Origin of the sequence: Gordonia sihwensis, assembly GCF_029632925.1 — a bacterium.
GTDB lineage: Bacteria > Actinomycetota > Actinomycetes > Mycobacteriales > Mycobacteriaceae > Gordonia > Gordonia sihwensis.
Window position 1 is genome coordinate 4,229,115 of the sequence record NZ_CP121248.1, and the last position, 26,505, is coordinate 4,255,619.

16 protein-coding genes are annotated in these 26,505 nt (G+C 68.6%); 7 read left to right on the forward strand and 9 right to left on the reverse strand.

Going from position 1 to position 26,505, the window contains the following annotated elements; genetic code table 11:
* Positions 1-26 precede the first annotated feature (26 nt).
* Both pks13 and P5P27_RS20080 read left to right on the forward strand, forming a co-directional pair.
* Positions 27-5,396, forward strand: coding sequence for a polyketide synthase Pks13 (pks13, locus tag P5P27_RS20075; RefSeq protein ID WP_278125773.1), 5,370 nt, complete (start codon positions 27-29; stop codon positions 5,394-5,396).
* Positions 5,397-5,413: 17 nt separating this feature from the next.
* Positions 5,414-6,964: an acyl-CoA carboxylase subunit beta gene (locus P5P27_RS20080; protein ID WP_006897121.1), complete on the forward strand. Its 1,551-nt coding sequence runs from the start codon at positions 5,414-5,416 to the stop codon at positions 6,962-6,964.
* 41 nt (positions 6,965-7,005) lie between these two features.
* Here the strand turns inward: P5P27_RS20080 and P5P27_RS20085 are convergent, their stop codons facing one another.
* The 4 genes from P5P27_RS20085 to P5P27_RS20100 form a co-directional block, all read right to left on the reverse strand.
* Positions 7,006-8,484, reverse strand: coding sequence for an HNH endonuclease signature motif containing protein (locus P5P27_RS20085; RefSeq protein WP_278125775.1), 1,479 nt, complete (start codon positions 8,482-8,484; stop codon positions 7,006-7,008).
* Between the two features lie 165 nt (positions 8,485-8,649).
* Complete coding sequence (locus tag P5P27_RS20090; RefSeq protein WP_006897119.1) at positions 8,650-9,252, reverse strand: PIN domain-containing protein; 603 nt, start codon at positions 9,250-9,252, stop codon at positions 8,650-8,652.
* Positions 9,253-9,326: 74 nt separating this feature from the next.
* Positions 9,327-9,737, reverse strand: coding sequence for a helix-turn-helix domain-containing protein (locus P5P27_RS20095; protein WP_006897118.1), 411 nt, complete (start codon positions 9,735-9,737; stop codon positions 9,327-9,329).
* 106 nt (positions 9,738-9,843) lie between these two features.
* Complete coding sequence (locus P5P27_RS20100) at positions 9,844-10,311, reverse strand: DUF2231 domain-containing protein (RefSeq protein ID WP_006897117.1); 468 nt, start codon at positions 10,309-10,311, stop codon at positions 9,844-9,846.
* Positions 10,312-10,455: 144 nt separating this feature from the next.
* Here P5P27_RS20100 and P5P27_RS20105 point away from each other — a divergent pair, with 144 nt between their 5' ends.
* Positions 10,456-11,190, forward strand: a complete 735-nt coding sequence (locus tag P5P27_RS20105; RefSeq protein ID WP_006897116.1) for a VIT1/CCC1 transporter family protein — start codon at positions 10,456-10,458, stop codon at positions 11,188-11,190.
* An 8-nt stretch (positions 11,191-11,198) separates the two neighbouring features.
* On the opposite strand, the gene P5P27_RS20110 is transcribed toward P5P27_RS20105, so the two are convergent.
* Complete coding sequence (locus P5P27_RS20110; RefSeq protein ID WP_278125778.1) at positions 11,199-11,879, reverse strand: TetR/AcrR family transcriptional regulator; 681 nt, start codon at positions 11,877-11,879, stop codon at positions 11,199-11,201.
* Between the two features lie 57 nt (positions 11,880-11,936).
* On the opposite strand from P5P27_RS20110, the gene P5P27_RS20115 reads away from it, so the two are divergent.
* Entirely contained in the window at positions 11,937-13,433 is a 1,497-nt protein-coding gene (locus tag P5P27_RS20115; RefSeq protein ID WP_278125781.1) for an MFS transporter, read from the forward strand.
* A gap of 148 nt (positions 13,434-13,581) precedes the next feature.
* On the forward strand, positions 13,582-13,902 hold the full coding sequence (locus P5P27_RS20120) for a putative quinol monooxygenase (RefSeq protein WP_045539212.1): 321 nt from the start codon (positions 13,582-13,584) through the stop codon (positions 13,900-13,902).
* Between the two features lie 61 nt (positions 13,903-13,963).
* Here the strand turns inward: P5P27_RS20120 and P5P27_RS20125 are convergent, their stop codons facing one another.
* From P5P27_RS20125 to thpD, 4 genes are all read right to left on the reverse strand, one after another.
* A complete protein-coding gene (locus P5P27_RS20125) occupies positions 13,964-17,344 on the reverse strand; it encodes an arabinosyltransferase domain-containing protein (protein ID WP_278125784.1) in 3,381 nt (1,126 codons plus the stop codon).
* On the reverse strand, positions 17,341-20,676 hold the full coding sequence (locus tag P5P27_RS20130; protein ID WP_006897111.1) for an arabinosyltransferase domain-containing protein: 3,336 nt from the start codon (positions 20,674-20,676) through the stop codon (positions 17,341-17,343). The genes P5P27_RS20125 and P5P27_RS20130 overlap by 4 nt, the downstream gene beginning before the upstream one ends.
* A gap of 182 nt (positions 20,677-20,858) precedes the next feature.
* On the reverse strand, positions 20,859-24,179 hold the full coding sequence (locus P5P27_RS20135) for an arabinosyltransferase domain-containing protein (RefSeq protein WP_278125786.1): 3,321 nt from the start codon (positions 24,177-24,179) through the stop codon (positions 20,859-20,861).
* Between the two features lie 88 nt (positions 24,180-24,267).
* A complete protein-coding gene (gene thpD / locus P5P27_RS20140; RefSeq protein ID WP_006897109.1) occupies positions 24,268-25,209 on the reverse strand; it encodes an ectoine hydroxylase in 942 nt (313 codons plus the stop codon).
* Positions 25,210-25,291: 82 nt separating this feature from the next.
* Between thpD and P5P27_RS20145 the strand changes: the two genes are divergently transcribed.
* Positions 25,292-25,780, forward strand: a complete 489-nt coding sequence (locus tag P5P27_RS20145) for an acyl-CoA thioesterase (protein WP_231650338.1) — start codon at positions 25,292-25,294, stop codon at positions 25,778-25,780.
* A 10-nt stretch (positions 25,781-25,790) separates the two neighbouring features.
* A complete protein-coding gene (gene aroQ / locus P5P27_RS20150) occupies positions 25,791-26,246 on the forward strand; it encodes a type II 3-dehydroquinate dehydratase (RefSeq protein ID WP_062367969.1) in 456 nt (151 codons plus the stop codon).
* Positions 26,247-26,505: the final 259 nt, after the last annotated feature.

The following is a 26,505-nucleotide window of genomic DNA, read 5'->3' on the forward strand; positions in this document are numbered from 1 at the left end:
TTAACGCCACCGGTAGGCTGAATACGATGTCTGAAACTGAGAACACCGCGCCGTCTGACAGCACTGCGCCCTCCGACACCACTGGGCCCACCGAGCGCACCGGGCCCTCCGAGAGCACTGAGTCCCCGGCCGGCCGCGCCGTCTCGAACGGCGAGACCGTCGGCGACCTGACCGTCGACGAACTGCGCGACTGGCTCCGCAACTGGGTGTCGCGGGCCACGGGTGTGGCCGTCGAGCAGATCTCCGACGACCGCCCGATGGAGGAGTTCGGACTGGCCTCGCGGGACGCCGTCGCGCTCGCGGCCGACGTCGAGGACTTCACCGGGGTCATCCTCACCGCGACCGCCGCGTACAACCACCCGACGATCGCGTCGCTGGCCAAGCGGATCATCGAAGGCGATCCCGACGAGGGACTCGACGTCGAGGCCGACCGGTTCTGGGAGCGTGAGCGATCGGCCGACGACGATATCGCCATCGTCGGCCTGGCCACCCGGTTCCCCAAGGCGGGCACCACCCCGGAGTCGACCTGGGAGGCGCTGATCAGCGGCGTCGACGGCATCACCGATCTGCCGGACGACCGGTGGCTCGAGTTCAAGGCCGACCCGCGACTGGCCGAGGCCATCGAGAAGGGCAACGTCCGCGGCGGCTACCTGGACGACGTGACGGGCTTCGACGCCGACTTCTTCCAGATGAGCCCGCGCGAGGTGGAGAACGTCGACCCGCAGCAGCGGCTCGCACTGGAGCTGACGTGGGAGGCGCTGGAGCACGCGCACATCCCGCCGAGTGACCTGCGCGGTGGCCAGGTGGGCGTCTTCATGGGCACCTCGACCAACGACTACCAGTTGCTGGCGACCCTCGGGCTCGGCGAAGGCGCATCGGAGACGGCCGCGTACGCGCTGACCGGTACGGCGACGTCGATCATCGCGAACCGAGTGTCGTACTTCTTCGACTTCCACGGCCCGTCGCTCGCCATCGACACGGCGTGCTCGTCGTCGCTGGTCGCCGTTCACGAGGGCGTGCGCAGCCTGCGGAACGGTGATTCGGATGTCGTCATCGCCGGCGGCGTCAACATGCTCATCACCCCGGCCGCGACGCTCGGCTTCGACCAGATCGGCGCACAGGCGCCGGACGGTCGGATCAAGGCCTTCTCCTCGGACGCCAACGGCATGATCCGCGCCGAGGGCGGCGGCGTCTTCGTCCTCAAGCGGATGGCCGACGCCCGCCGCGACGGCGACACCGTTCTCGCGGTGATCGCCGGTTCCGCGGTCAACTCCGACGGACGCTCGAACGGCATCTTCGCGCCGAATCCCGAAGCCCAGGTGGAGGTGCTGCGCTCGGCGTACGCCGACGCCGCCATCGACCCGCGCACCGTCGACTACGTCGAGGCGCACGGCACCGGAACCGTGCTCGGCGACCCGATCGAGGCCGATGCGCTCGGCCGCGTGGTCGGTCGCGGCCGCAGCGGCGACGCGCCGATGCTGCTCGGCTCGGCCAAGACCAACTTCGGTCACATGGAGTCGGCGGCGGGCGCCGGTGCGCTCGCCAAGGTGGTGCTCTCGCTTCAGAACGACAGACTCCCCGCTTCGCTGAACTACGCGGGACCCAACCCGTACATCCAGTTCGAGGCCACTAACCTCCGGGTGATCACCGAACCGACCGAGTGGCCGCGGTACTCCGGGCACGCCGTCTCCGGTGTCTCCGGATTCGGTTTCGGCGGAACCAACGCGCACGTCGTGGTCCGCGAGGTGCTGCCGTCCGACTTCGAAGACCGCGCGGCCTCGCCCGCCGACGCCGACGCCGCCGCCGGGGTCCCGGTGCCCGACGATCTCGACGACGACGACTTCCTCACCGAGGCCGAGCGGGCGGTGCTCGCGGCTCAGGCCAAGCGTGAGCCGGTGGCCGCGGAGGCACCCGAGGCCGATCCGGCGGAGGGCTTCGCGCCGGCCGCCGTCCCCGGCGCTGTAGTGCCCCTGGTGATCTCCGGTTTTCTGGCCTCACGCCGGCGCAAGGCCGCCGCGGAGCTGGTCGAGTGGCTGGAGTCGGACGAGGGCAGGCAGACGCCGCTGGCGGAGATCGGCCGTGCCCTGGCTCACCGCAACCACGGCCGCACGCGCTCGGTGGTGATGGCTCGTACGTACGAGGACGCGGTCAAGGGCATGCGCGCGGTCGCCGAAGGTAAGTCGCTGCCCTTCGTCTACACCTGCGACTCTCCCGACGCCGCGTCCGCGGTGTGGTTGCTTTCCGGTTTCGGCTCGCAGCATCGCAAGATGGCCAAGCAGCTGTACACCGAGAACCCGGTGTTCGCGAAGTACGCCGACCGCGTCGACGCCTACATCCAGCGGGAGCTGGGGTATTCGATGGTCGAGATCTTCCTCGACGATGCGCGGACGTACGAGATCGAGACCGCGCAGATCGGCATCTACACGATCCAGGTGGCGCTGGCCGACACGATGCGCCACTACGGCGCCGAGCCCGGCGTCCTTGTTCCGCACTCGATGGGCGAGGCGTCGGCTGCCTACATCAGCGGCGGACTGTCGCTGGAGGACGCCACGCGGGTGATCTGCCAGCGTTCGCGCTTGATGGGCGAGGGCGAGGCGATGCTGACCGGCGACGCGGTGCGCTTCATGGCGTTGGTCGAGTACAGCGCGGAAGAAATCAACGACGTCCTCGTGGACTACCCGGACCTCGAGATCTGCGTCTACGCGGCTCCCACGCACACGGTGATCGGCGGTCCGGGACCGCAGGTGGACGCGATCGTGGCGCGTGCCGAGGCCGAGGGCAAGCTGGGCCGCAAGCTGCAGACCAAGGGCGCGAGCCACACCTCGCAGATGGACCCGCTGCTCGGTGAACTCTCCTACGAGATCACCGGCATCGAGCCGCAGCCGTTGAAGTACGGCGTCTACAGCTCGGTGGACCGCGAGACCTTCTACCGTCCGGGCACCCCCGACGTGTTCACGATCGACTACTACCTCAAGGGCCTGCGCCACAGTGTGTGGTTCGCCCAGGCGATCGCGAAGTCGGTGGAGGCCGGGCACCGCACGTTCGTCGAACTCTCGCCGAATCCCGCCGTCCTGATCTCGGTGGCCGCCACCACGTTCGGCGCCGGGGTGCACGACGCGGAGCTGATCGAGACGCTGCGCCGCAAGGAGGACGAGAGCTACGGGCTCGTCAACGCGCTGATGAAGCTGTACGTCCACGGGCATCCGGTGGATGTGGCGGCTCTGTTCGGCACTGGACCGGATCAGCGGTTCGCGAACATTCCGCGAACGCGGTTCGAGCGCAAGCCGTATTGGATCGATGCAGTGATCTCCGGTGGCTCGGGTGCCGGTTCGGTGCCGGGCGCGCACGTCGCGCTGCCCGACGGCAGGCACGCCTGGGAGGTCAACGCCGCGGCGGTCACCGATCCGCGGGAGCTGGTGCTCGCCGCGGCGAAGCAGGTGCTCGGTTCCGGCGCCGCGGTGGCGGCAGTCGAGTCTCTCGGTGATTTCCCGACCGACGGCACGGTCACGACCACGCTCACCGGCCACCCGGGTGGCGCGGCGATCAGTGTGCACGCCGGTCCGCAGGGCGGATTCGCGCTGCTCTACCAGGCCGCGGTGACCGGCGGCACGGTGCGCGAGCCGGTGCCGTCCGCGACCGGCGCGGACGCGCAGACGCCTGCCGAGGCCGCGAAGGCCTCCGGCTTCGTCGACGAGAAGGTGGTCGTCGAGGACGAGGTCGTCGACGTGATCGGCGACCGGTGGAGCCCGGACTCGGGAGAGAGCGTGGGCGACCGCCTCGCGGTCATCGTCGGTGAGTCGATGGGCTACGACCCCGAGGACCTGCCGCGGGAGATCCCCCTCATCGAACTGGGCCTCGACTCCCTGATGGCGGTTCGCATCAAGAACCGCGTCGAGTACGAGTTCGAGATCCCGCAGCTGCAGCTGCAGGCGATGCGACAGGCTGATCTGTCGGACGTCGAGAAGTTCGTCGCCTTCGCGGTCACCCACCGCGATCAGCTCGACGACCTGGAGAAGGCCACCGGCGGCGGAGAACTCGACACCGCCGCGCTGAACGCCTACATCGATGCGGAACTGGCCAAGGATGCTTTGAAGGGACAGGCGCCCGATGCGCCGGAGCCTGCAGAGCAGGTCGAGCCCGTTGAGCCGACGACGAGCGCGAGCGAGGAGTCGAGTCGGAGCCAGGTGACCGAAGCGCCCAAGATGGCCGAGACCGCCACCGACACCCCGCCCGCACAGGCTCCCACCATCACCGACCAGGCGTCGGTTGCGGAGGCCTCGGGCACCGATGTGCCGCCGCGCGATGCTGCCGAACGCCTGACCTACGGTGCGTACGCGGTGGTGACCGGCAAGTCGGCCGGTGGCGTCTTCAACAAGCTGCCGGTGCTCGACGACGAGACCGCGGAGAAGCTCACCGAGCGGCTGAACGAGCGCACCGGAGGCGAGATCGACGTCGAGGACGTCCTCGATTCGGAGACGATCGAGGAGCTCTCGAACTACGTCCGTCAGCACATGGAGGCGTCTGCCGACATCGACGGCTTCGTGCGGTTCCTGCGTGTCCCGAAGAATTCCGACGGCACGCCGAAGCACACGTTCGACACCGCCGCGGGCGACCCGACGCCGATGCTGGTGTTCCACCCCGCGGGCGGCAACACCTCGGCCTACGAGGCACTGCTCAAGCGGCTGCCGGACGACCAGCCGGTGATCGGCTTCGACCGAGTCGAGGGCACCATCGAAGAGCGGGTACGGCAGTACATGCCGCGCCTGCGCGAGGTGCAGCCGCACGGTCCGTATGTGCTGGTGGGCTGGTCTCTGGGCGGGGCGCTGGCCTACGGCGCCGCACAGCTGCTCCGCGAGGAGGGCGAGGAGATCGCCTTCGTCGGACTGATCGACGTGGTGCGCCCGACCCGGGACGTGCCCGACACCCCGGAGAACAAGCGAGCGCGGCTGGAGCGTTGGAAGGCGTTCGCGATCAAGACCTACGGGCTCGACGAGGACGTGCCGATCCCGATGGACCGGCTCGTCGCCGCCGACGACAACGAGCAGTTCGCGATCATCACCGAGATGATGTCGATGTCGGGGACCAAGATTCCGGGCGGGATCATCGAGCATCAGCGGACGTCGTTCCTCGACAACCGTGCGCTCACCGAGATCGATCCCACTCCGTACGACGGCAAGGTGGTGCTCTACCGCGCGGACAAGATGCACGACGGAGCCATCGAACTCGAGCCGCAGTGGGCCGAGATCGATGAGGACGGGCGCTGGGGCGAGGTGGTGGACGATCTGGAGATCATTCACATCGGCGGCGACCACCTGGCCATCGTGGATGAGCCCTACGTCGCGAAGGTCGCAGCCGACCTGGCCCGCCGCATGGCAGATATCAGTACCGAGAAGTGACGGAAAGGGCACACGTAGTGACTGACACGACTGCTGCCAAGCTCGCCGATCTGCGCGAGAAGCTCGAACTGGCGAAGGAACCCGGGGGCGAGAAGGCGATCGCCAAGCGCGCCAAGAAGGGCATCCTGTCGCCGCGCGCACGGCTGGAGTTGCTGTTCGACCCGGGGACCTTCGTGGAGGTCGGTGCGCTCGCCAAGATGCCGGGAGCCGGGGAGACCGGTTACGGCGACGGCGTGGTGACCGGTCACGGGCTGGTCCACGGACGGCCGGTGGCCGCCTTCAGTCACGACCAGACCGTGATGGGCGGCACCGTCGGTGAGATGTTCGGCCGCAAGGTGTCGGCGCTGATGGAGTGGGCGGGCAAGCTCGGTTGCCCGATGGTCGGTATCAACGACTCGGCCGGCGCCCGCATTCAGGACGCCGTCACATCGCTGGCCTGGTACGCCGAGATGGGACGCCGCAACGACCTGCTGTCGGGTCTGGCGCCGCAGGTCTCGGTGATCCTCGGCAAATGCGCGGGCGGCGCGGTGTACACGCCTGCCAACACCGACATCCTGGTGGCGGTCGAGGACAAGAGCTACATGTTCGTCACCGGGCCCGACGTCATCAAGCAGACCACGGGTGAGGAGATCTCGGCCGAAGACCTCGGCAGCGCCCACAACCAGGCGCGGTGGGGCAACATCCACCACATCGCACCGGATGAGGCGGCGGCATTCGAGTGGGTCCGCGAGTACCTGCAGTACATGCCGTCGAGCGCACACGAGGAGCCGCCGATCATCAACCCGGGTCTGGAGCCGGAGATCACGGAGTCGGACCTCAGCCTCAACACGTTCATGCCCGACAACGACAATGCCGGCTACGACATGCGGGACATCATCATCCGACTGTTCGACGACGGCGCCTTCCACGAGGTCGGGGAGTTGTTCGCCCCGAACATCCTCACCGGCTACGCGCGAGTGGACGGTCGGAGCGTCGGCGTGGTCGCCAATCAGCCGAGCGTCATGGCGGGAACCCTCGACACCGACTCGGCGGAGAAGGCGACGCGCTTCGTCCGGATCTGCAACGCCTACAACATCCCGCTGATCTTCCTCGTCGACACCCCCGGCATCCTGCCGGGCCTGGTGGAGGAGCAGAAGGGGACCATCCGGCGGTCGGGCAAGTTCCTCTACGCCTACGTGGAGGCCGACGTTCCGAAGATCACCGTGGTCTTGCGCAAGGCCTACGGCGGCGCGTATGCGGTGATGGGCTCCAAGCAGCTGGGCGCCGACATCAACTTCGCTTGGCCGACGGCCAAGATCGCCGTCATGGGTGCGGAGTCGGCAGCGGCCGTGCTGACCCGCAAGCAGACCGAGGGTCTGTCGGCCAACGACGCCGACAAGGTCCGGCAGGACTTCATCGCCTTCTACAACGCGATGATGGCGACCCCGTACCTCGCCGCGGAGAAGGGGTACGTCGACGCGGTCATCGAACCCGCGCAGACTCGACTCCAACTCCGCAAGGCGCTGGCACAGCTGCGCGACAAGCAGGTGCTGCGGAACCCGCGCAAGCACTACTTGATGCCGATCTAGCGATCGGTATCCTTCCGGCCGCGGCCGGTCTCTGCTCGTGGTCAGGCGGCCAGGAGGGTGTCGAGGTAGTTCTCGATGCGAGATTCGCTGGGTTCGGGCGGCGGTTGGGGTTCGTGGTCCGGGAGTAGTTCGGCGTGGTGGATCTGGTTGATCCGCCATCCGGGCGGTCTTGTCCCGCCGCGGCTGGTGTTGCCGCTGGGTCGCCAGGCGACTCTGCCGGCGTGGGGTCCGTCGATCAGGATCGTGGTCTGCCATTGGCCGGGGCGGGGTCCGACGGAGCGATTGTGGCGTCCGCATGCGGCGCCGAGGTGGTCGATGTCGGTGGGTCCGCCGTCGGCCCAGTCGGGGAAGTGATGGGCTTGGGTGCGGGTGAACGGGGCCGCGCAGCCGGGGGCGGTGCAGCCGCGGTCGCGGGCGAAGAGCATCAACCGCTGTGCCCGCGACGCGAGCCGGCGTCCCCGTCCGAGGTAGAGGGCTTGTCCGGTGTGGGCGGAGAAGACGGCCAGGTGCGGGGTCGCGGTGGCGGCGACTTCGATCAACTCCGTCACCGGCAGCCGGGTCCCGGTCGCGGTCAACGCGATCCCGGCGTGCTCGGCCAATTCGTGGTCGGTGACGGTGATGACCAGATCACCCGACCGCCGACCACCCCCAGCACCAGTGTGGGAGGCGCGCAGCAGGGCTTGCAGACCGTCGTGGGTGCGCTGCCCGGGTGTGCGGGTATCGCGTTCGACGGCGGCGGCGAGGGCGGCCGGGTCGGCCGATTCGACGGTCCCGGATGGGGAGTCGGGGTCGTCGGGGTTGTTCATTCCCGGTGCGGCCCACGACGGCAGTGCGGCTTCCATTTCCGCCCGCAGGGCCGGGGTGAGGTAGCCGCGGACTTTGCTCATCAGCCGCAGATCCTGCGGCAGGATCGTGAAGCCGCGCAGGCGTTTGCGGTCGCGTTCGTCGGTGACGGTTCCGTCCGGGTCCAGGTGTGCGAGCAGTCGGATGCCGGCGGTGCGGACACCGGCCGGACTCAGCTCGCGGGCGACCCAGGCCAGCTGTGCCTCGGCGCGTGCTCGGGTGTCGGCGTCGATGGCGGTGGGGATCTTGTCCATAACGGCGTCGATTTCGCGGACGTGGTCGGCGCCGATCGCTCCCTCGCCGACCGCGACCGCGGTCGCCGGCAGTACCGGTGGGCGGGTTTGGCCTTGTAGGTCGGTGAATCGTCCGATGCCGGCGGCGCTGACGCGTCGGGATCGGGCGGCACCGTCACCGAGCCGTAACCCCTGCGCCAGGTACTGGTGCACCGATAGGTATCCGGCTTTGCGATAGGCGCCGCGGTCGGAGACCTCCACCAGCACCGCGGCGTCGACACCGTCGAGACGACGATGAGTACGTTCCAATGTCTCGACGGTTTCCAGCAGGGTGTCTTCGGGGACCGCGGACAGTGGCAGGGACGCGAACTTGGTTGCCGCAGCTTCCAACAGGCGGGCGAGGGCGGCCGGGTCGTCCGGGAGCAGCACTTCTGACGTGACCATCGAACCCACCCCCTTTCGACCTGCACAGTGTCCGAGAACACTCCTGCTGTGTTTCTATGTTCGAATCTTACCGATCCCCTCTGACAACGAGCGCACTCATTGGCTGACGAGAGGGGACCAGGAGGGAATGAGAGACTCGCCTGCCCAGCGGGCAATCAGTGCGGGTCAGGTCGAGGACGACGCGCGGGATAGCGCTTCCGCGACAGCCGGGGCTTGCATCATCGCGCGGATCGCGGCGGCAAAGGTCGGGGCTTGAGCGGCCTCGAGGCGATCGGCGAGGTTGAACGGTCTGCCGAGACGGCAATGGTAGGTGATCTGGTCGAGTAGAGCCTCGCGGACGGTGGCGATTGCGTCCCGATGGACGAGCATCAGGAAGTCGTCGGGGGTATATACCTCGTATCCGAGACGTTCGTCGTTCGCCTCGGCGAACCGGTGGAATCCTCGATCGTTGGTGACGACGTATTGTATGCGGCCGTGCTCAGCCGCGGCGTGCAGATGCGCGTCGTACTCATCGGTGTACTCAAACGCCGAGTCGACCTCGTATCCCTCGATCCGACCGTGCACCGCGACTTTGATGATCCGTTGTCGGACGCCGCCGACCTGGTGATCGGAGTAATGCGGGTGATTCTTGCGCAGGTGGTAAACCAGTTCGGCGAGCACATCCTCGGTCCAGCGCAGGTGGAACAGCGGCGGACCTGATCTCGCGGCGAGGAGACAAATCCAGTCCCGAAGTGTTCGCGAATAAAGCACGTTCGCATCCGGCAGCACGTTCGGCACTCCTGAAGTCACTCAAGTCACAATAGATCCCGTGCGGGACAGAGTCGCCGACAGGAGGTGCCGTGTCAGTAGTCTAGGTCCTCCGCCTGCTCGAACTCGCGTAGCTCCCACAACGCTGCCCGCTGTTGCTCACGCAGCCGGTCTCGGTAGGCGAGAACGTCGGACGTGTTCAGTCGAGTGTGGGTGCCGACCTTGTGCGCAACTATCTGTTCATCTCGAATCAGCTTCATCAATGTCGGTCGTGACATGCCGAGTAGGTCTGCCGCGGCGGTGGTCGTCAGCTCATCCGGCATCGATCCCACGGTTACCGTCCCGCCGGCGGCGACGATCCGGAGCACCTCAATAAGGACTCCAGCCAATTCTGCCGGCACCGCCGCACGCAGGGCCGCCAGATCGACTGCACTGGCTTGCGACACTTGGTCTGACGTCACGGTCACTGTGGTCTTTCCGACGCCCCGATCGATCACTGCACTCATCGCTACACACCTCCCAGTCGTTGTCTCGACACTAAACCAGTTGCACTTATAAGTGAAACTGGTTTTCTGCAATCCGACTCTGTCGGGCAGCTGAGCCGCCGCGAGACTAACCGCCCCACACCGCGCGGGCACCGCTGTCGCCGACGAGCACCACCATCACCAGCGAGGCGATCGCCGCTGCGACGACCGCGACTCGCACGACGGCGTCGACGACTCCGATAGTTTTGTCCGACAGCGGAATCCGTTCGGTGACGAATGGATACCGCAGCAGTTGGAGCAGGGCGATCAGCCCGAACAGCGGACCGACCGCGAGGATCAGCTCGTCGCCGAGCTGGGTGTGCTGCTCCAGCTGAGGAGTCGAGCCGACCTTCTTTTCCAATGCCTCACCAGCGGATGTGGTGATCGGCACGGCGATCAACGTGACGAGTGCGAGGATCGACGGGAAGACGCCGAGGGCGATCCGGGCCCTGGGCCATACGGCGATGGCGATCGCCACCAGTGCGGTGACTGGAACCGCGACCACGACGAAATGTACGAGAAGCGGGTGCGCGGGCAGCCCGTTGATGGTGTCCATGCGAGTGAATCTACGGTGTCGGCGGGAACCGGTCAGGACGCGCGGCCGGACTCTACGGAAGTTCACGGGTAACCCTCGGCTCACACTTCTCAGCCCTGCCAAACCTTGCTTGCCGGGACGCTGACCAGCTGCGACCATGGATTCATGACGACGGAGACGAGGCCGACGCCCGACGGCGGGCATGCCGACGAGCCCCACACCGGCGCGCTGGCGAGCCGGCTCAACTGGTTGCGCGCCGGAGTCCTGGGCGCCAACGACGGCATCGTCTCGACGGCGGGCATCGTCGTCGGCGTGGCCGCGGCGACCGCCGACCGCGGTCCGATCTTCACCGCGGGGATCGCGGGCCTCGCGGCGGGCGCGGTGTCGATGGCGCTGGGGGAGTACGTGTCGGTGAGCACGCAGCGCGACACCGAGGCGGCGATGCTCGCGAAGGAGAAATGGGAGCTGCGGAACCAGCCCGAAGAAGAACTCGAGGAACTGGCGGGCATCTACGAGAAGAAGGGCATGTCACCGGAGACGGCGCGGCGGGCCGCCGCCGAGCTGAGCGACCGGGACGCCTTCGCCGCCCACGCTGAGGCCGAACTCGGAATCGATCCGCACGAACTCACCAACCCGTGGCAGGCCGCGTTCTCATCGGCGGTGTCGTTCACCGTGGGAGCACTGCTTCCGCTGATCGCGATCCTGGTACCGCCCGCACAGTGGCGCATCCCTGTGGCGGTGGTCGCGGTGCTTGTGGCACTGGCGGCCACCGGGGTCCTCGGTGCGTACCTCGGCAAGTCGTCGCCGTGGCGGCCGACACTGCGGATGGTGATCGGTGGCGGCATTGCGATGGCGGTGACATACGGCATCGGTTCGCTGGTCGGGACCGCCGTCGGGTGAGGTGGGGCTTACGTCTGGGACTGCACCGACTGAAGCAGCCCGTCGACCAGCGCGGCCAGGCCCTCGCGATACGTGTCAGCCGAAGTGAGTGACGCCCAGCGGTCGGCGGCCTGTGCGAGTCTCGGTAGTTCGCTGCGATCGAGGTCGGCGAAGACCTGATCGCGGAAGGTGGTGCGGCGGTCGTCCGACCGCCGGCGCGCCGCGGTGGTCTTCACGACGATCTCACCCGCCGTGTAGTACCAGATCGACCGATACCCGCGGACGGCTTGATCGAGCGTCAGGCCGGCCTGCACGAGACCGTCGACGATCTGTTCGACGAACCAGAGAGCCGAGGTCGAGAGCAGATCGTCGGCGGTCAGCACTTCCACGATCCACGGGCAGCCGACGAGGGCCTCGTGGATCGCGTCGGCCCCGGACAGGACGCGATCGCGCGCCCGCTCCGGCGGTTCGAATCGCCGCAGGTTCTGCGCGGCGTAGTCGTCCAACAGCATCACCAGCAACTCGTCCTTGTTCCGGACGTGGTGGTAGACCGCCATCGGCGCGCTTCCCATCTCCGACGCCAGCCGCCGCATCGTCAGGCGGTCCACACCGTCTTCGTCGACGATGCGGCGCGCCGCGTCCAGGATCTCCGAGAGCGATATCCGTGGTGGCCTGCCTGTGCTCTTTCGGGGAACTGAAGGTTGCGCCATGCCCCTCATCATTCCTCAGGGGTCGACAATCGAGGGGCGCGCCGTTAGTTTTTATACATGTACAAAAACAGGATCGGGAAGCCGACGGTGGTGCTCGCCGCGGCCTGCTTCGCTCAGTTCATCGTCGCTCTGGACATGTCCGTCGTCACCGTCGCGCTCCCGACCATCGGGCTCGACCTGGGTTTCGCTCCGCTCGATCTGTCGTGGGTGGTGCACGTGTATGCCCTGGTCTTCGGCGGACTGTTGCTGCTGGGCGGACGCGCCTGCGACCTCTACGGCCGCCGCCGGGTCTTCGTCGCGGGACTGATCGTGTTCGGCGTCTGCTCCCTTGCCGGCGGCGCGGCGCACGCGCCGTGGCAGTTGATCGCGGCCCGTGCCGGTCAGGGCCTCGGTGCCGCGGCGGTGGCACCGTCGGCACTGGCGATGCTCACCGCTACGTTTCCCGAGGGCAGGGCCCGGGTGCGGGCCCTCGGGGTCTGGAGTGCGGTCAATGCGGCCGGCGGCGCGCTGGGGGTGCTCGCGGGCGGACTCTTGACCGAGTACGCCGGCTGGCGCTGGGTCATGCTGGTCAACATTCCGATCGTGATGACGGCGCTCGCGCTCATCCCGCTCGGGGTGCCTGCCGGAGAATCGTCCGCACGGGGTCAGCGGCTCGATTGGCCGGGCGCGCTCGCCGCGACCGCCGTTGCCGTACTTCTGGTGCTCGGCGTCGTGCGCGCCGACACCGTCGGCTGGGGATCAGCGATCACGATCGCGACGCTGGCCACCGCGGGGCTGCTCCTGGCGGGTCTGATCGTGATCGAGGCGAAGTCTGCCGCACCGCTGCTGCGTCCGGGTCTGCTCGCCGACCGGTGGGTCTCGGGCGCGAACATCATCGTCTTCCTGGCAGCTGCCGGGCAGTTCGCGGCGTTCTATCTCGTATCGCTGTACATGCAGAACATCCTCGGCCTGAGCGCGGGGACCACAGGAGTGGCGTTCCTGCCCTTCACGGCCGGACTGATCGCCGGGACCGTCGTCGCCGTCCGCATCACGGCGGCGCACTCGCCGCGAACCGCGCTGGTGCCGGGGGCAGTGGTGGCGGCGGCCGGACTCTGCTGGTTCGCCACGATCGATCCAGGTGGCAGCTTCATGGTCGATGTGCTCGGCCCGTCGATCCTCACCAGCGTCGGTGTCGGCCTGGTCCTGGCGCCGGTCGCGACCGCCGCGACAACCGGCGTCGCTCCGCACGAGGCGGGCATGGCCTCCGGACTCATGAACAGTTCCAGGCCACTGGGCGGTGCAGTCGGAGTGGCAGCCCTCGCCACCATCGCAGCGCACCGATCGGGGACGTCGGTCGACCCCGTGGCGGTGAGTGGCGGCTACGCCCTGGGGCTGGCTGTGGCCGCCGGGTTGTTCGCCCTGGCGGCAGTGGCGGCGATCGTGCTCTTGCCGCGCCGCACGCCTTGGCGGACGCGCACCGTCACGCCGCTCGTGGAGGCCGCGGCGCGTGACCGCAGCGATGCGAACGAGAAGGGCGATACGAACGACAAGAGACTGGAAGGAACACCCTCATGACGATTGACGCGATCGACCTGTTCACCTTGGCCCGGCACGAGAAGCGCACCGACTGCCGTTGACCTCCGGGCGCCGCGATCCGTGGCCGGTACAGGCGGGACGACCGATAATGGGATCGGCAATCGTCCCAACTCCAGACAGGACCCGCATGTACTTCATCGTCGTCAAATTCCAGGTCAAGCCCGACAGCGTCGACCGGTTCCCAGAGGTGGTGGCCGAATTCACCGCGGCCACGCGAGCCGAGCCGGGGAACCTGTGGTTCGAGTGGTCGCGCAGCCTGGACGATCCGTCGGAGTACGTGCTCGTCGAGGCCTTCACCGACGAGGGAGCGGGCCCGCACGTCTCCAGCGACCACTTCGCCGCGGGATTGGAGGCGATGCGCCCGCACCTCGTCTCGACCCCGAAGATCGTCTCCCGTCAGGTCGACGGCGACGGCTGGGACGAGATGGGTGAGCTGCGGATCGACTGAGAACGCCGCGGCCCGCGGCTGCCGGTCCGATCCGCTGCTCACCACTCTCCCGAGCGGAGCCTCAGTAGCCCTTCGAGCGCATCGGCGCGGGGTTGTACAGTCCGCTCACCTGATGCGACCCGTGAACCATCTCGGCGGGCTCGGCGTCGACCACCATCGCGTACCGTTCCAGGCCGCCCCAGTCGCGGCCCCAGTTGTTGCGCAGGTACGTCGGCACCAGCGTGCCCTTGAGCAGTCCGTCGGTGATGCCGAGCGGACCGCCGTTGACGCCCGCCGACCAGGTCTGGCTGTTGCGCTTGGTGGCGTCGGCGTCGGGCATGATGCGCCAGTCCGGGATCTCGAGAATTCCATAGCTGACGGCCATCGGCCGCTGGCACGGGAACACCAGTCCCGGCATCCAGTCGATGAACACCGGGTCGGTCCGCCCGACGACGTCGTTCAGGGTGCGCAGTGCGGGCACGCGCGGCGGCGTGAACGCCACCCATTCGTTGACCGCGGCGGCGTCGTCGAGCACGCTGAGCCGGACCACATCGGCGCGCGGCGGTGCGTCGGCGAACGCGAACCGCATGTTGCGCCAGTACTTCTGCTCCATCGCGTCCACCGGCGTCAGCGCCCGGCCCAGCGGGGTCACCCGGCCGTTCGCCTCCCGGCGGCCGAACTGTGCGGTCAGTTTCCGTCCGGGGGTGAGGGCGCCCAGGCCGTTCACCGCCTCGATCGAACCCGCCGCGGCGACGGTCAGCAGCGGTTTGTCGGCCGGGGCGCGGCCCGCCTCGAAGCCGAGGTCGTACCAGCCGGTGGTCACCGAGTTGACACCCGGCGAGCCGTAGCTGCCGAGCACCGGGGTGGTCGCCGGATCGAGCCCGTAGGGCAGCCGGACGGCGCTGGTGGGTGCCGTCGGCTCGGCGCCCACCGGATTCTGCTCGGTGTCGTCCGTGCCGTTGTCGGCGGTGTCCGCGGTCGCGGCGCCGCCCCCGGCGGTCGGGGGTGCGGTCGCCGGATCGGTGTCCTCGTCGGTTCCGTCCTTCTCCTCCAGCGGATCGATGAACGTTCCGGCCGGGATGCCGTCTCGAGTGAAGCCGACGTTCTGGCCTGAGAGGGCCGCGCGCGGCGTCGGCGCGGGATGTCCGTCGACGGCCGCCGGATGCAGAATCGCGGCGTTCGGATCGTCCTCGACGAGGACGTCGTTGGCCAACCCGCACTCGTCGCCGGTGAGCGCGCGCACATTCGACTTGGCCCACGACCAGCTGTCGCGCTGCACCCAGGCGCCCTTGACGAAGGAGCCGAGCATGAAGACGACCAGCAGTCCGGCGATCACCGGCAACGGCGAGAACTTGAACCGAGCCAAGCCGGTACGGACGGTGCCGGTGCGGGTCGCGTCGTCGACGTAGTCGTCACGGAAGTGGTACCACAGACCCACCGCGGCGGTGAGAACGGCGAAGAAGAGCACGATCCAACTCAGCTTGATCCCGCCCAGGGCCACCGGGCGGTCCCACCAGGGAACGCCGTAGCTTCCGACGTACCACCACATGTTGGTGCCCGCCGCCGACACCGCCGTCACCAGCAACACGGCCGACGCGAAGAATGCGCGGTTGCGCCGCGAACGGAGCAGGGCCGGGGCCATCATCGCCGCCACGCCCGCACAGAGCGCCGCGCCGATACCCGCGTAGATGCCGAAATGGTGCGTCCACTTGGTCGGGGTGAAGGAGGTGAAGAACATCGTGCCGATGATGACGGCGACCAGCCTCCACATCGGAGCCCGCGCGATGCCCTGCGGCGATCGCCTCGACGCGAGCCGGAAGATCGCGATCACCAGCGCCAGGATCATCATCAGGATGCCGAAGCGGCGTGGGAAGGTGCCGTCGCCGGTCTGCAGGATCAGGTAGTAGTAGCGGACCGGTTCCTGCCACCACTGTTCGGTGGGGCCGACCTCGCCCGCCACCTTGTTGCCCTCCAGCAGCGGTGCGAGCGCCTGCGCGTAGAAGATCATGAACAGCACGGCCGTGCCCGCCGCCAGCAGCGGCGCGATCATCGGGAGCAGTCCGTCGCGCCTGCGCCGGTCGACGATCGTCTTGACGATCCCGCGCAGGCCCGCCACCAGGGCGGCCGCCGCCATCAGACCGCCCGGCGCGAGAGCCAGGGTGAAGGCCGCGGCGATCGCGGCGATCGCGTAGGGCAGCAGCCGCCGAGTGGCGATCGCGCGCTCCACGCAGCACCAGGTCAGCAGCGCGCCCACGGCTTCGGCCGGTTCCGGGCGGATGCCGTTGTTGTACGGCATCCAGATGGTGAGGAACACCATCGCGCCGGTCCAGACGGCCGCCGAACTGTTGCGCACCGACCGACCCAGCCGGGGGATCACCTCCCGGCTGATGAGCCACCAGCCGAGCAGACCGAACAGCAGGCTCGGCAGACGCAGCCAGGGGGTGGCGACCGAGATGTGCGTCATCCACGACAGGACTTGGAAGTGCCAGCCGAACGGGTCCTGCGGGACGCCGAAGTACCGGAAGTAGTTGTCGGCGTAGCCGGCCTCGCTCGTGATCCGGGCGACGGTGATGTTGTAGCCGTCGTCGGAGGTGTTGCCGCCGATCAGCCACCACACGGCCAGGACGAGGAAGACGGCGACGTCGGGGCCTCGGATGGTGAACCATCCGGCGGGGAGGAACCGCTTGTGCCCGCGGCCGTCCCGTGCGTCGAGCACCCCGAGCGCCAGCAACGACAACAGTGTCGCGATGATGCCGACGATGATCGCCGCCAGCTTGAGCGGCGTGGGGGAGTTGATGAAGCGGGTGTCGACGGTCGCGTTCAACGACAGACCGTCGCGTGAGACGTCACGGGGCAGATCGGAGAACACTCCGAGGATCTGCGGCCGCATGTCCGGATCGTCGGTGCGGTAAGACGTGCTGTCGCCGGGCGCGACACCCTCGATCGATGCGGTGACGCCGTCGCCGTCGCCCGTCATCACGAAGCGGCAGCCGGGGTCGCTCTGCGCCGCGGCGCGGTCAGTCGAGAGCAGCACCACGTCGCGCACGATCATGCTGATCGACTTGTCGGTGGCGCGGACGAACAACCCGCGCGCGGTGGCCTGACGTCCCTGCCTGGGCACGGTCGACATCAGGACGCCGCCGTCGGCGGGCAGACTCCGGGCCAGTGAACACGGCACGGAGACGTCCATCGAGGTCGGGACGTACGAGACCATCGGCGCGGTGACGTTGGTGACCGCGTCGTTCTGCGGCCAGTGCAGCTCCGACGTCTTCTGATCGATCGGCAGGATGGGCGTCAGCGCCGCGAGCACGAAGCCGAGCAGACCGGCCACCGCGGCGACCAGCTTGGCGTTGCGGTAGTCGCGCGTCTTCAGCCGACGCAGGCGGCCGGTCGCTCCGGCCTCGGCGGTCTGCGGAGAATCGTTCACGGTCACCGTTTCTTCATTCCCGTCACGCTCGGTCATTTACTCGGCTCCACCCGGATCGACCCGGTTCGCGTCCAGCCCCAGGTGCGCACCGGATCGGTGACGATGGCGGCGGGGACCGCGCCCGGGCTGAGCGGGAACTCCTTCTCCAGCGAGCCCCAGTCCTGATGCCAGTCGTCGCGCAGATACGTCGGGACGGTGACTTGCGACGTGGCGCCCTCGGTGACGGCGAGCAGACCGCCCGAATTGGCGGCCATCCAGGTCTTCGACTGGGAGTTGGCCGTCACGTAGTCGGGCAGGATGCGCCAGTCGGGGACCTCGGCCACACCGTGCCGGATCGCCAGCGGTCGCTGGCACGGGAAGTGCGCGGCCACCGGGAAATCGATCAGCACCGGTGCGGTGGAGCCGACCAGCTCCTGCAGGGTCTGCAACTTGGGGGCGCGCGGCGGCGTGATGCCGATGAATTGCATCGGGCCCAGGTTGGTGTCGGCCAGCACCAGGCGCATCACCTCGGCCTGCGGCGGCACCTGCGTCATCGGAACGCGCAGGTTGCGCCACGGCCGGTTGGGAATCACCGGTCCGGGATCGATCGGAACGACCTCCGGGCCCACTTGCACGAACGAGCCGCCCGGGCCCTTCTTGCCGAACTGGACCACCAGCTTCTGTCCGAAGGTCGGCACGCCGTCGGCGTCGATGGTCGAGACCGCGCCCGCGGTGGCGAAGGCGATCAGCGGCGACGCGTCGCGCGCCGGGAGCTCGTACCAGCCGGTCGTCAGATGTGCGTTGGCGTTGTACCCGTAGCTGCCCAGCACCGGGGTGGTCTTCGGATCGAGACCGAAGGGCAGCAGCGCCGTCGAGCCGTTCACCGTCTTCGGGCCGACGCCTCCGGTGGTGCCGGCGCCGAGACCGCCGATGATGGCGAAGGGCTTGGAGGTGGAACCGCCCACGTGCATCTGACCGGCGCGGGAACTGCGGGTGTCCGGAGAGAGGTCGTCGGGGATGCCGTCCGGGGTGAACCCGACCGGATCGGCGCCGGTGAGCGCGGCGGTCGGCGACGCGCCGCCGGCCGGGGTCAGCATGTTCGCGTTGGGATCGGGTTCGGCGAGAACCTGATCGGCCATACCGCAGGTGTTCCCGGTCAGCGCGTCGACGTTGTTGGAGGCCACGGTCATCGCCGGGTGACGGATGACCACGGCGCGGCCGAAGGCCAGGATGGTGGCCACCACCATCAGGGAGGCGATCACCAGGAGCGGCGTGGACGCGAGGGCGATCCGGCGCTTGTCGGCGGGGCTGTCCGGGACGCCCTCGGCGTGATGGGCGAGCCCCTTGTTGGCGATGTAGTCGTTGCGCAGATGCAGCCAGAGGGTGACGGCGACGGCCACCACGGCCAGCGCGAGCAGGATGGTGGAGACCTCGAAACCGGCGGCCACCGGTGCGATGTTGAACCACGGGATGCCCAGGTTGTACGCGTACGGCCAGGCATTGGTGCCCGCGGCCGCCGCGGCGAGTGCGAACAGCAGTCCCGCGGTCAGCGCGGACAGATTCCGCAGCGAACGGGCGCCGCTCTGTGCGATCGCGATCGCCGCGAGCGCGGCGAGGGCCGATCCGAGACCGGTGAGCACGCCGAACTGGATCGTCCACTTGGTGGGCGTGCCGAACAGCAGCATCAGGGTGACGCCGAAAGCGCCGATCATCCGCCAAGCGGGCGAGGTGGCGACGCCCTTGATGCCGCCTCGGCGCAGGAGCACGGCGGCGACCAGGAACGCGGCGACGAATGTCAGCAGTACCGGGATCCGGCGGGCGAGCGCGCCGTCGGGGGTGCCGACGGACAGGAAGTAATAGCGCAGGAACTCCTGGTGCCACGGCACGATGGGGCCCGTCTGGTAACGGATCTTCATCGCCTCCAGCACGGTCATCAGCGTCTGGTCGCGGAACACGACGACGGCGACGACGGTCCCGGCGGCGGCGATGGGAGCCAAGAGTGCGAGCAGTCCCGATTCGCGCCGGCGGTCGATCAGAACGTGCAGCATCGGGCGTGCGGCGACGAGGAGGATCGCCACACCGACCACGCCCTGGGGCGCGAGTGCGAGGGTGAGTCCGGCAACGGTCGCGGCGAGTGCGGCGGGCAGGATCCGCCTGCGGGTGATGGCCGACTCGGTGGCCCACCAGGTGAGCAGCGAACCGAGGACGATGATCGCCTCGCCGCGCAGACCCGAGCAGAAGGGCAGCCAGAAGGCGAGGAAGACCGCGCCGACCGTCCACTCGGCCCATGCGTTCCTCGCGACGGCCTTGCCGAAGTGGGGGAGCACCACGCGAGAGAGGATCAGCCACGACGCGACGCCGGCGACGAGCTGCGGAATGTGCATCCACAGGATGGTCGGAGAGACCTTCGCCCACAGGGCGAGGAAACTGTAGTACCAGTCGAACGGTGCCTCGGCGATGCCGTAGAACCGGTAGTAGTTCGACATGTAGCCGGCCTCGCCCGCGGTGCGGCCCATGTTGAGGATGTAACCGTCGTCGGGAGCGCCGGCGCCGAGGAAGGTCCACAGCAGCAGCACGCCGCTGACGACCAGGTCGTAGACCTTGGGACGCAGTCGCGACAGCCGGGAGCCGCTTCGTGCGATGAGGGCGCCGGTGTGGCCGTGGATGCGGTCGAGGCACCAGAGTGCGAACAGTGCGACGAGAGTCGCGAGCACGGCGATCACCATCGCGGCGATCTTGGCCGCCGAGGCGTGGCTCTCGTAACGGTCGTCGATGACGATTCGGGAGCGGATTCCGTCACCTGCGGCCTTCACCTGCGCGGCGGTGAGCGAGGTGAACAGGCCGTCGATCTGCGGGCGCGTGTCGGGTTCGAGGATCTTCGCCGGACCGAGACCGACGAACTGCGCCCCCGTCGCGGTCGCGGAGGAGAAGATGTGCAGACGCTCGCATCGACCCGAGGCGATCTCGCCCCGATCGGCGACTGCGGCCAGATTGCTGCGGAACAGAACCGACACCGCGGAATCGGTAGCGGTGACCGTGAGGGCCTTGCTCGCGGCCTTCTGCGCGCCGGGCGGCATCGTCGACAGCACGGTGGTCTTGCCTGCGGGTAGCTGCGCGAGGACGCGGCAGTCGAGGGTGATGTCGACGTCCTGGGCGGTCTGCGCGATGAGCGGCGCGACGATAGACGGGTTGTCGGGATTCAGTGACTGTCCCTGCGGCCAAGAGATGGTGGCCGACGTGGTCGCCACGGGCAGAAGCGGAGTCACGATCGCAGCCACCACGGCGATGAGGCCCGCCACGATGGCGACCCATCGCGCGGTCGACGCCGTCAGCGGGCTCGAAGGACGGTCGGGCTCGGCGTCCGGCGGAGTGGGAGTCGGGTCTGGCACGCCCTATGACGTTAGTCGACCGGGCTCGGAACGGCCCAAACGTGCCGCGGGGCGTCACATCCGCCCGTTATCCGCCCTTTGTCCCGTGCGGTGGTGGCCTGTTCCTCGTCACCTCTCTTCTCGGCGCCTCTGTTCTCGGCGCCTCTGGTCTCGTCAGGATCCCGCGTATCCGGCTCCGGGTGTCAGTAGCGGATCGGCGCGGGACTCCACAGTCCGCTCCGTACCTTCTCGCTGTAGTCGATCTGGGCGGGCACCGCGGCGTCGTACGGCGTATAGCGTTCGAGAGCTCCCCAGTCGCGGCCGATGTCGTCGCTCAGGTAGGTCGCGACGGTGTCGGCGCGCTGCGACACCTCCAGCCAGCCGAGCGGTCCGCCGCCCAGGGCTCCCTGCCATGCGCTCACCGCGGCCAGGTCGGCGCCGGGACGGACCCGCCACTTGGGGATCTCGGCGACGCCCGCGTGGAAGTCGAACGGGCGCTGGCACGGCACCACCAGACCCGAGGTCCAGTCGACGTGCGTGGGGTCGGAGCTGCCGACGGTCTGCTGCAGCGTCGTCATCTCCGGCAGTCGCGGCGGAGTGACCACGATGAAATGGTCCTTCGCGAGGTCGTTGTCGGTGGCGACGATGCGGACCGCGGTCAGATCGTCGGGCAGCGACGCGGTGTCGATCCGCACGTTCCGCCACGAGGGCCGCGGTCCGGGGTCGATGAGGCCGATCGAGCCCGTCGACTCGATCGCATCGTCCTTGATCCCCGGCGTCAGGCGGGCGTCGGTGTACTCCAGCCGCAGATTCCGCGACGGGAACACGCCCGCGGCAGACAGGGTGATCAGCGGGCGGCTCTTGTAGTCGGCGGGCAGCCGGTACCAGCCCGAGGTCAGCGACGACGGCGTCTGCTCGTCGGCGTCGTAGCTGCCCATCACCGGCGTGCGGGCGGGGTCGAGCTCGAACGGGAGCTGGGCGTGGCTGCCGTTGACGCCCGCGGTCTCGGTGGTGCCGCCGCCGGTGCCCCCGCTGTTCGCAATGAGCAGATCGGGGTCGTAGGCGGCGTCCCGGGCCAGAACTCCGAGCGAACCCGAAGAGGCCTTCGTCTCCACCTCGTCGGGGATGCCGTCCGGCGTGAAACCGGTGGTCGGACCGTTGTCGGAATCGGAGTGCGTCGGCGATCCGGCGAGCGGGTCGGCCAGTGAGGCGTCGACCGGTGTGAGCTGGAAGCGACTCGGATCGGTCTCCACCAGGACTTTGTCGGCCATCGCACACGGACGGCCGGCGAGGGCGGCGAAATTCGATCGCGGCACCGAGAAGGAGTCGCTCTGACGGACTCCCGCCATCGCGGCGGTCGCGATGAGGAAGACCACCAGGACGCCCGCGACGATCCCGAGCGGGGCGGCGGCGATCATGTGGGTCGCGGCGCCGGCCGAGCGGCGCAGCCGTGACGGATGAGCGGGCGGAGCCGGGTGCGGATCGGTGCCGGTGAACGGTTCGCGGAAGTGGAACCACAACGCCAGGCAGAGCAGCGCCAGAGCCGCGTAGAGCAGGATGTCGCCGAGCGGGACGCCGGCGACCATGACCTGCGAGACGCCCCACGGCATACCCCACGCCGAGGCGTAGTAGTACGAGTTCGGTGCAGTCATCGCGAGCGCGGCGACGAACAGGACCAGCGCACCGAAGATCGTCCGATTGCGGCGCGAATGGGTGGCTTGACTGCTCGCGGCGATGGTGGCGAGGGCGGCCAGTGCGGCAGCCAGTCCGGCGAACACGCCGAAGTGATGCGTCCACTTGGTAGGCGTGAACATGAGGAACAGCAGCGAACCGAAGGTGATGCCGACGATGCGCCGCGCGGGTCCGAGTGCGGTTCCGGGAATGCGTGACTTGCGGATGAGGACCGCTCCGGCGACCGTCATGCCGAGCACCATCGCCAGAACCGCGAAGCGCCGGGCGATGCCGCCGTCGGCGGAGAACGCGAACAGCGACGAGTAGCGATCGATCTCGTTGTACCAGTTCAGTGACGGTCCGAGCGCGGTCTTCATCTTCGACGCCTCGCTGAACGCGCGCAGCGTGAGATTGGAGAAGACCACGAAGATCACGAAGGTGCCCGCGGCGGCGATCGGCGCGAGCAGTGCGGCGTAGGCCTGGAACCGGCCGCGGCCGGTGAGCGCGGCGACCTCGATCGCGCGGCGGCGCAGGGCCAGGAACATCGGGCGCGCACCTGCGACGAGGGCCGCGATCGCGAGCACGCCGGTGGGCCCGGCCGCGATGCTGAACGCGCCGGCCGCGCAGGCCACCGCGGCGGGGAGCAGCCTCCCGGTGGCGATGGCGCGTTCCACCGAACACCAGGTCAGCAGGGCGCCGAGGCAGATGATGGGCTCGGGTCGCAGGCCGTTGTTGAACGGGAACCAGGCGACCAGGAAGACCGCGGCGGCGGTCCACGGCACGGCGGGGCGGATGCGTGCCGCGCGTCCCAACCGCGGTATCACCTCGTGACTGATGATGAGCCAGCTGACGATCCCGCAGGCGAGGGCGGGCAGCCGCATCCAGGGGCTCGCGACGCTCACGTGGCTGAGGAGACCGAAGACCTCGTAGTACCAGCCGAACGGTGATTCGGGCGCGCCGAACCACCGGAAGTAGTTGGCGGTGTAGTCGCTGTTCTGGGCCACCCTCGACATCGTCATGAGGTAGCCGTCGTCGGAGGTGTTGGGCCCGATCATGTGCCAGACGGCCAGCAGCCCGATGACGGTGTAGTCGCGAGGGTTCAGCCGCCACCAGCGTGCCGGGAAGATCCGGCGGTGCCCGCGGCGGTCGGTGGCGTCGAGCCGGGCCAACGCGGCCAGCGAGATGAGCGTGCAGAGCACTCCGACGACGATGGCGATCCACTTGGTGATCGTCGGCGCCGTGCTGTAGCGGGAATCGATCACCATGTGGGCATCGAGACCGTCGAGCGTCGACGCCGGGCCGGTGAGCTGGGTGAACAGCCCGGTGACCTGCGGACGCTGGTCGCCGCCGGGGATGTTGCCGGATCCGGTCGCGGCCTCGAGGGGCTCGCCGGATGCGGTGCGCAGGCCGGTGAAGGCCGCGCTGACCTCGTCGGAGGTGGCGCGGACCCGGATCTGTTCGCATGCACTGGAGCGCACCTGCGACAACGGTGCCGACAGTATCGGAATGTTCCGGGTGACGACCTCCACGCTGGGGTTCTCCGAGCCGGTGACCCGCACGAACAGTCCGCGGTCGGTGGCCTTCGGCGCAGAGGGCGAGGTCGTCGAGAACAGCACCGTCTTTCCGGCGGGCAGGGAGCCGACCGCGGAGCACGGAATGTCGACGCTCAGGTTGATCGGTGCGTAGGAGAACAGCGGTGCCGAGACCGATTCCACGACGCCGTGCTGCGGCCAGCTCACTTCCGCGACAGTCTGCTTCACCGGGAGCAGCGGGGTGGCCAGAGCCAGGAGGACGCCCAGTGCGCCGGTGACGATCGCGGTTATCTGGGCGCGTCGGACGGTGAAAGCTGGCACAGGTCGTCATCCTAGCCCGGCGGTTCGCGGTGCCCGCCGCCCCGCCGCCGCGCGCACCGCCGGCCCGATCCGGGCCGGCGGCCGTTCCTCACGCGAACGGTGAATCCGCCAGCGGGGTCAGCGGAGTCACGTCGCGCTCGGCGAGATAGTCCGGCCGCGGTGCGGTGCCCCCGTACGGTTCGCGGGGCGCGTTCTCGACACTGTTGAACACGAGGAACACATTCGCCCGCGGGTAGGGCGAGATGTTGTTACCGGAGGCGTGCATCGAGTTCGAGTCGAAGAAGAGGCCGGCGCCGGCGGCGCCGGTGAACTGCTCGATGCCGTGTTCGTATCCGAGCTCGGTGATGGCGCTCGGCGAGGGGACGCCGACGCGCTGGTCCTGCAGGGACTCGTGGAAATGGCCGTCGGGCGTCTCGCCGATGCAGGGCACGAACGTCCGGTGGGCGCCGGGCATGAGCATCAGGCCGCCGTTGAACGGGAAGTTGTCGGTGAGCGCGATCGACAGGCTCACGGTGCGCGGCGCCGGCAGGCCGTCTTCGGCGTGCCAGGTCTCGAAGTCGGAGTGCCAGTAGAACCCCGTGCCTGCCATGCCCGGCATCGCGTTGATCCGCGACTGGTGGATGTAGACCTCCGAACCCAGGATCTGGCGGGCGCGGTCGAGGATCCGGGGTGTGCGGGCCAGGGCCTCGAAGACCGGGCTGACCCGGTGGACGCGGAAGATCGACCGGATGGCCCCGGACTCCCGTTCACGGATCAGCAGTCCGCTGTCGGCGAGGTCGGCGTCGTCGGTCATCCGGTCGAACTCCGACCAGCACTCCTGCACCTGAGCCGGGGTCAACAGACCGTCTTCGATGTGGAACCCCTTGCGCTCGTACTCGGCGAGCGCCGTCGCCGGGAAGGGGCCGGGGGTGGCGCCCCAGACCGTCGGATCGGGCCGGGGAATGGTGTTGATGTCGTGGGTGGCACTGGCGTCGAGCCGCGAGGGGTAGCGGTCGTCGACGGCCTCGTGGGTGCTCCGCGCGGTAGTCAAGGAATCCTCCCTCCAATAGCGGCGGGCCGGACCGGCCCGCGTGTGATGGACCTCCTCCACCGTTACCAGAGTCGGGCGGCCGGTGGGTGAGGCAGTATCGGGAGAGCATCACATCGCCGAGATGCGAAAGGACCGACGATTGATCGCGTACCAGCACCGGGTTCGGTATCACGAGACCGATACGCAGACATTTCTCTTCAATGCGCGGTACATGGAACTCGCCGATGTGGCGATGACCGAGTGGTTCCGCGCGATCGGCCACCCGTATCCCGGACTGCTGGACGACGGCCTCGACCCATCCGTGGTGAAAGCCGAGATCACCTTCTCCCGGCCCGCGAAGTTCGACGACGTGATCGACGTGGACGTGACATGCCTGTCAGTGGGCCGGTCGAGTTTCTCCCTGCGGTTCGCGATGAGCAGGGGCGGGGAGCCGGTCAGCGAGGTGCGGCTGGTGTACGTGAACGTCGACACCGCGACGGAGCGGTCCCGCCCGCTGCCGGAGTCGGTCGCGCAGACGCTGCGCGGTCTGGTGGAGCCGTCGCCCACGGCGGCGCACGGCGGTGCCGAGTAGAGTCCCAACCATGTCTGATGCCCCCGAGACTCCGCCGATTCTGCTGCTCAACGGCCCGAACCTGAACATGCTCGGGGTGCGTCAGCCAGAGGTCTACGGCGCGGACACCCTCGAAGACGTCGTCGAGTCGACCCGCCGGACCGCGGCCGAGTTCGGCCTGACGGTCCGGGCGCTGCAGACCAACCACGAGGGCGAGATGATCGACGCCGTCCACGCCGCCCGCGGCGAGATCGGCGGCATCGTCATCAACCCCGGCGGATGGACGCACACCTCAGTCGCGCTGGCCGACGCCCTCGTGGTGCCCGAGGTGCCGGTGGTGGAAGTGCACATCAGCAACGTGCACGCCCGCGAACCGTTCCGCCAGCACTCGTACATCTCGCCGATCGCCGCGGGGGTGATCGTCGGCTGCGGAACCGCCGGATACGAGTTCGCGGTGCGCCGAATCGCCGCTCTCATGGGTCGCTGACCTGCTCGTTCACCGCTTATCGGTTCCGATGCCGTAGGATGGACGAGTCGGAGCGTGCTACTGCGCACGCTCGTTCATTCGGCGCAAATGCGCCGTGCGTCGTAGAACGCCTCCACGCAGACCCCGGATCCAACGCGGGTGCGTCGAACTTTCATACGGCGAACCGACACGCGCCCGCCGCGCGTGTTCGCCACCTGAATCCGCTCTGCGGCGCCTATGTGCCGTACGCGGATGCCCGCATGCAAAGGCTCCCACCTCC

Excerpts from the sequence above, each read along its gene's own strand:
- P5P27_RS20110 (WP_278125778.1), bottom strand. The coding sequence starts at position 11,879 with ATGGCGCAACCTTCAGTTCCCCGAAAGAGCACAGGCAGGCCACCACGG.
- P5P27_RS20125 (WP_278125784.1), bottom strand. The coding sequence starts at position 17,344 with ATGACCGAGCGTGACGGGAATGAAGAAACGGTGACCGTGAACGATTCT.
- aroQ (WP_062367969.1), top strand. The coding sequence starts at position 25,791 with ATGTCTGATGCCCCCGAGACTCCGCCGATTCTGCTGCTCAACGGCCCG.
- P5P27_RS20105 (WP_006897116.1), top strand. The coding sequence starts at position 10,456 with ATGACGACGGAGACGAGGCCGACGCCCGACGGCGGGCATGCCGACGAG.
- P5P27_RS20115 (WP_278125781.1), top strand. The coding sequence starts at position 11,937 with ATGTACAAAAACAGGATCGGGAAGCCGACGGTGGTGCTCGCCGCGGCC.
- P5P27_RS20120 (WP_045539212.1), top strand. The coding sequence starts at position 13,582 with ATGTACTTCATCGTCGTCAAATTCCAGGTCAAGCCCGACAGCGTCGAC.
- P5P27_RS20100 (WP_006897117.1), bottom strand. The coding sequence starts at position 10,311 with ATGGACACCATCAACGGGCTGCCCGCGCACCCGCTTCTCGTACATTTC.
- P5P27_RS20095 (WP_006897118.1), bottom strand. The coding sequence starts at position 9,737 with ATGAGTGCAGTGATCGATCGGGGCGTCGGAAAGACCACAGTGACCGTG.
- P5P27_RS20085 (WP_278125775.1), bottom strand. The coding sequence starts at position 8,484 with ATGGTCACGTCAGAAGTGCTGCTCCCGGACGACCCGGCCGCCCTCGCC.
- pks13 (WP_278125773.1), top strand. The coding sequence starts at position 27 with ATGTCTGAAACTGAGAACACCGCGCCGTCTGACAGCACTGCGCCCTCC.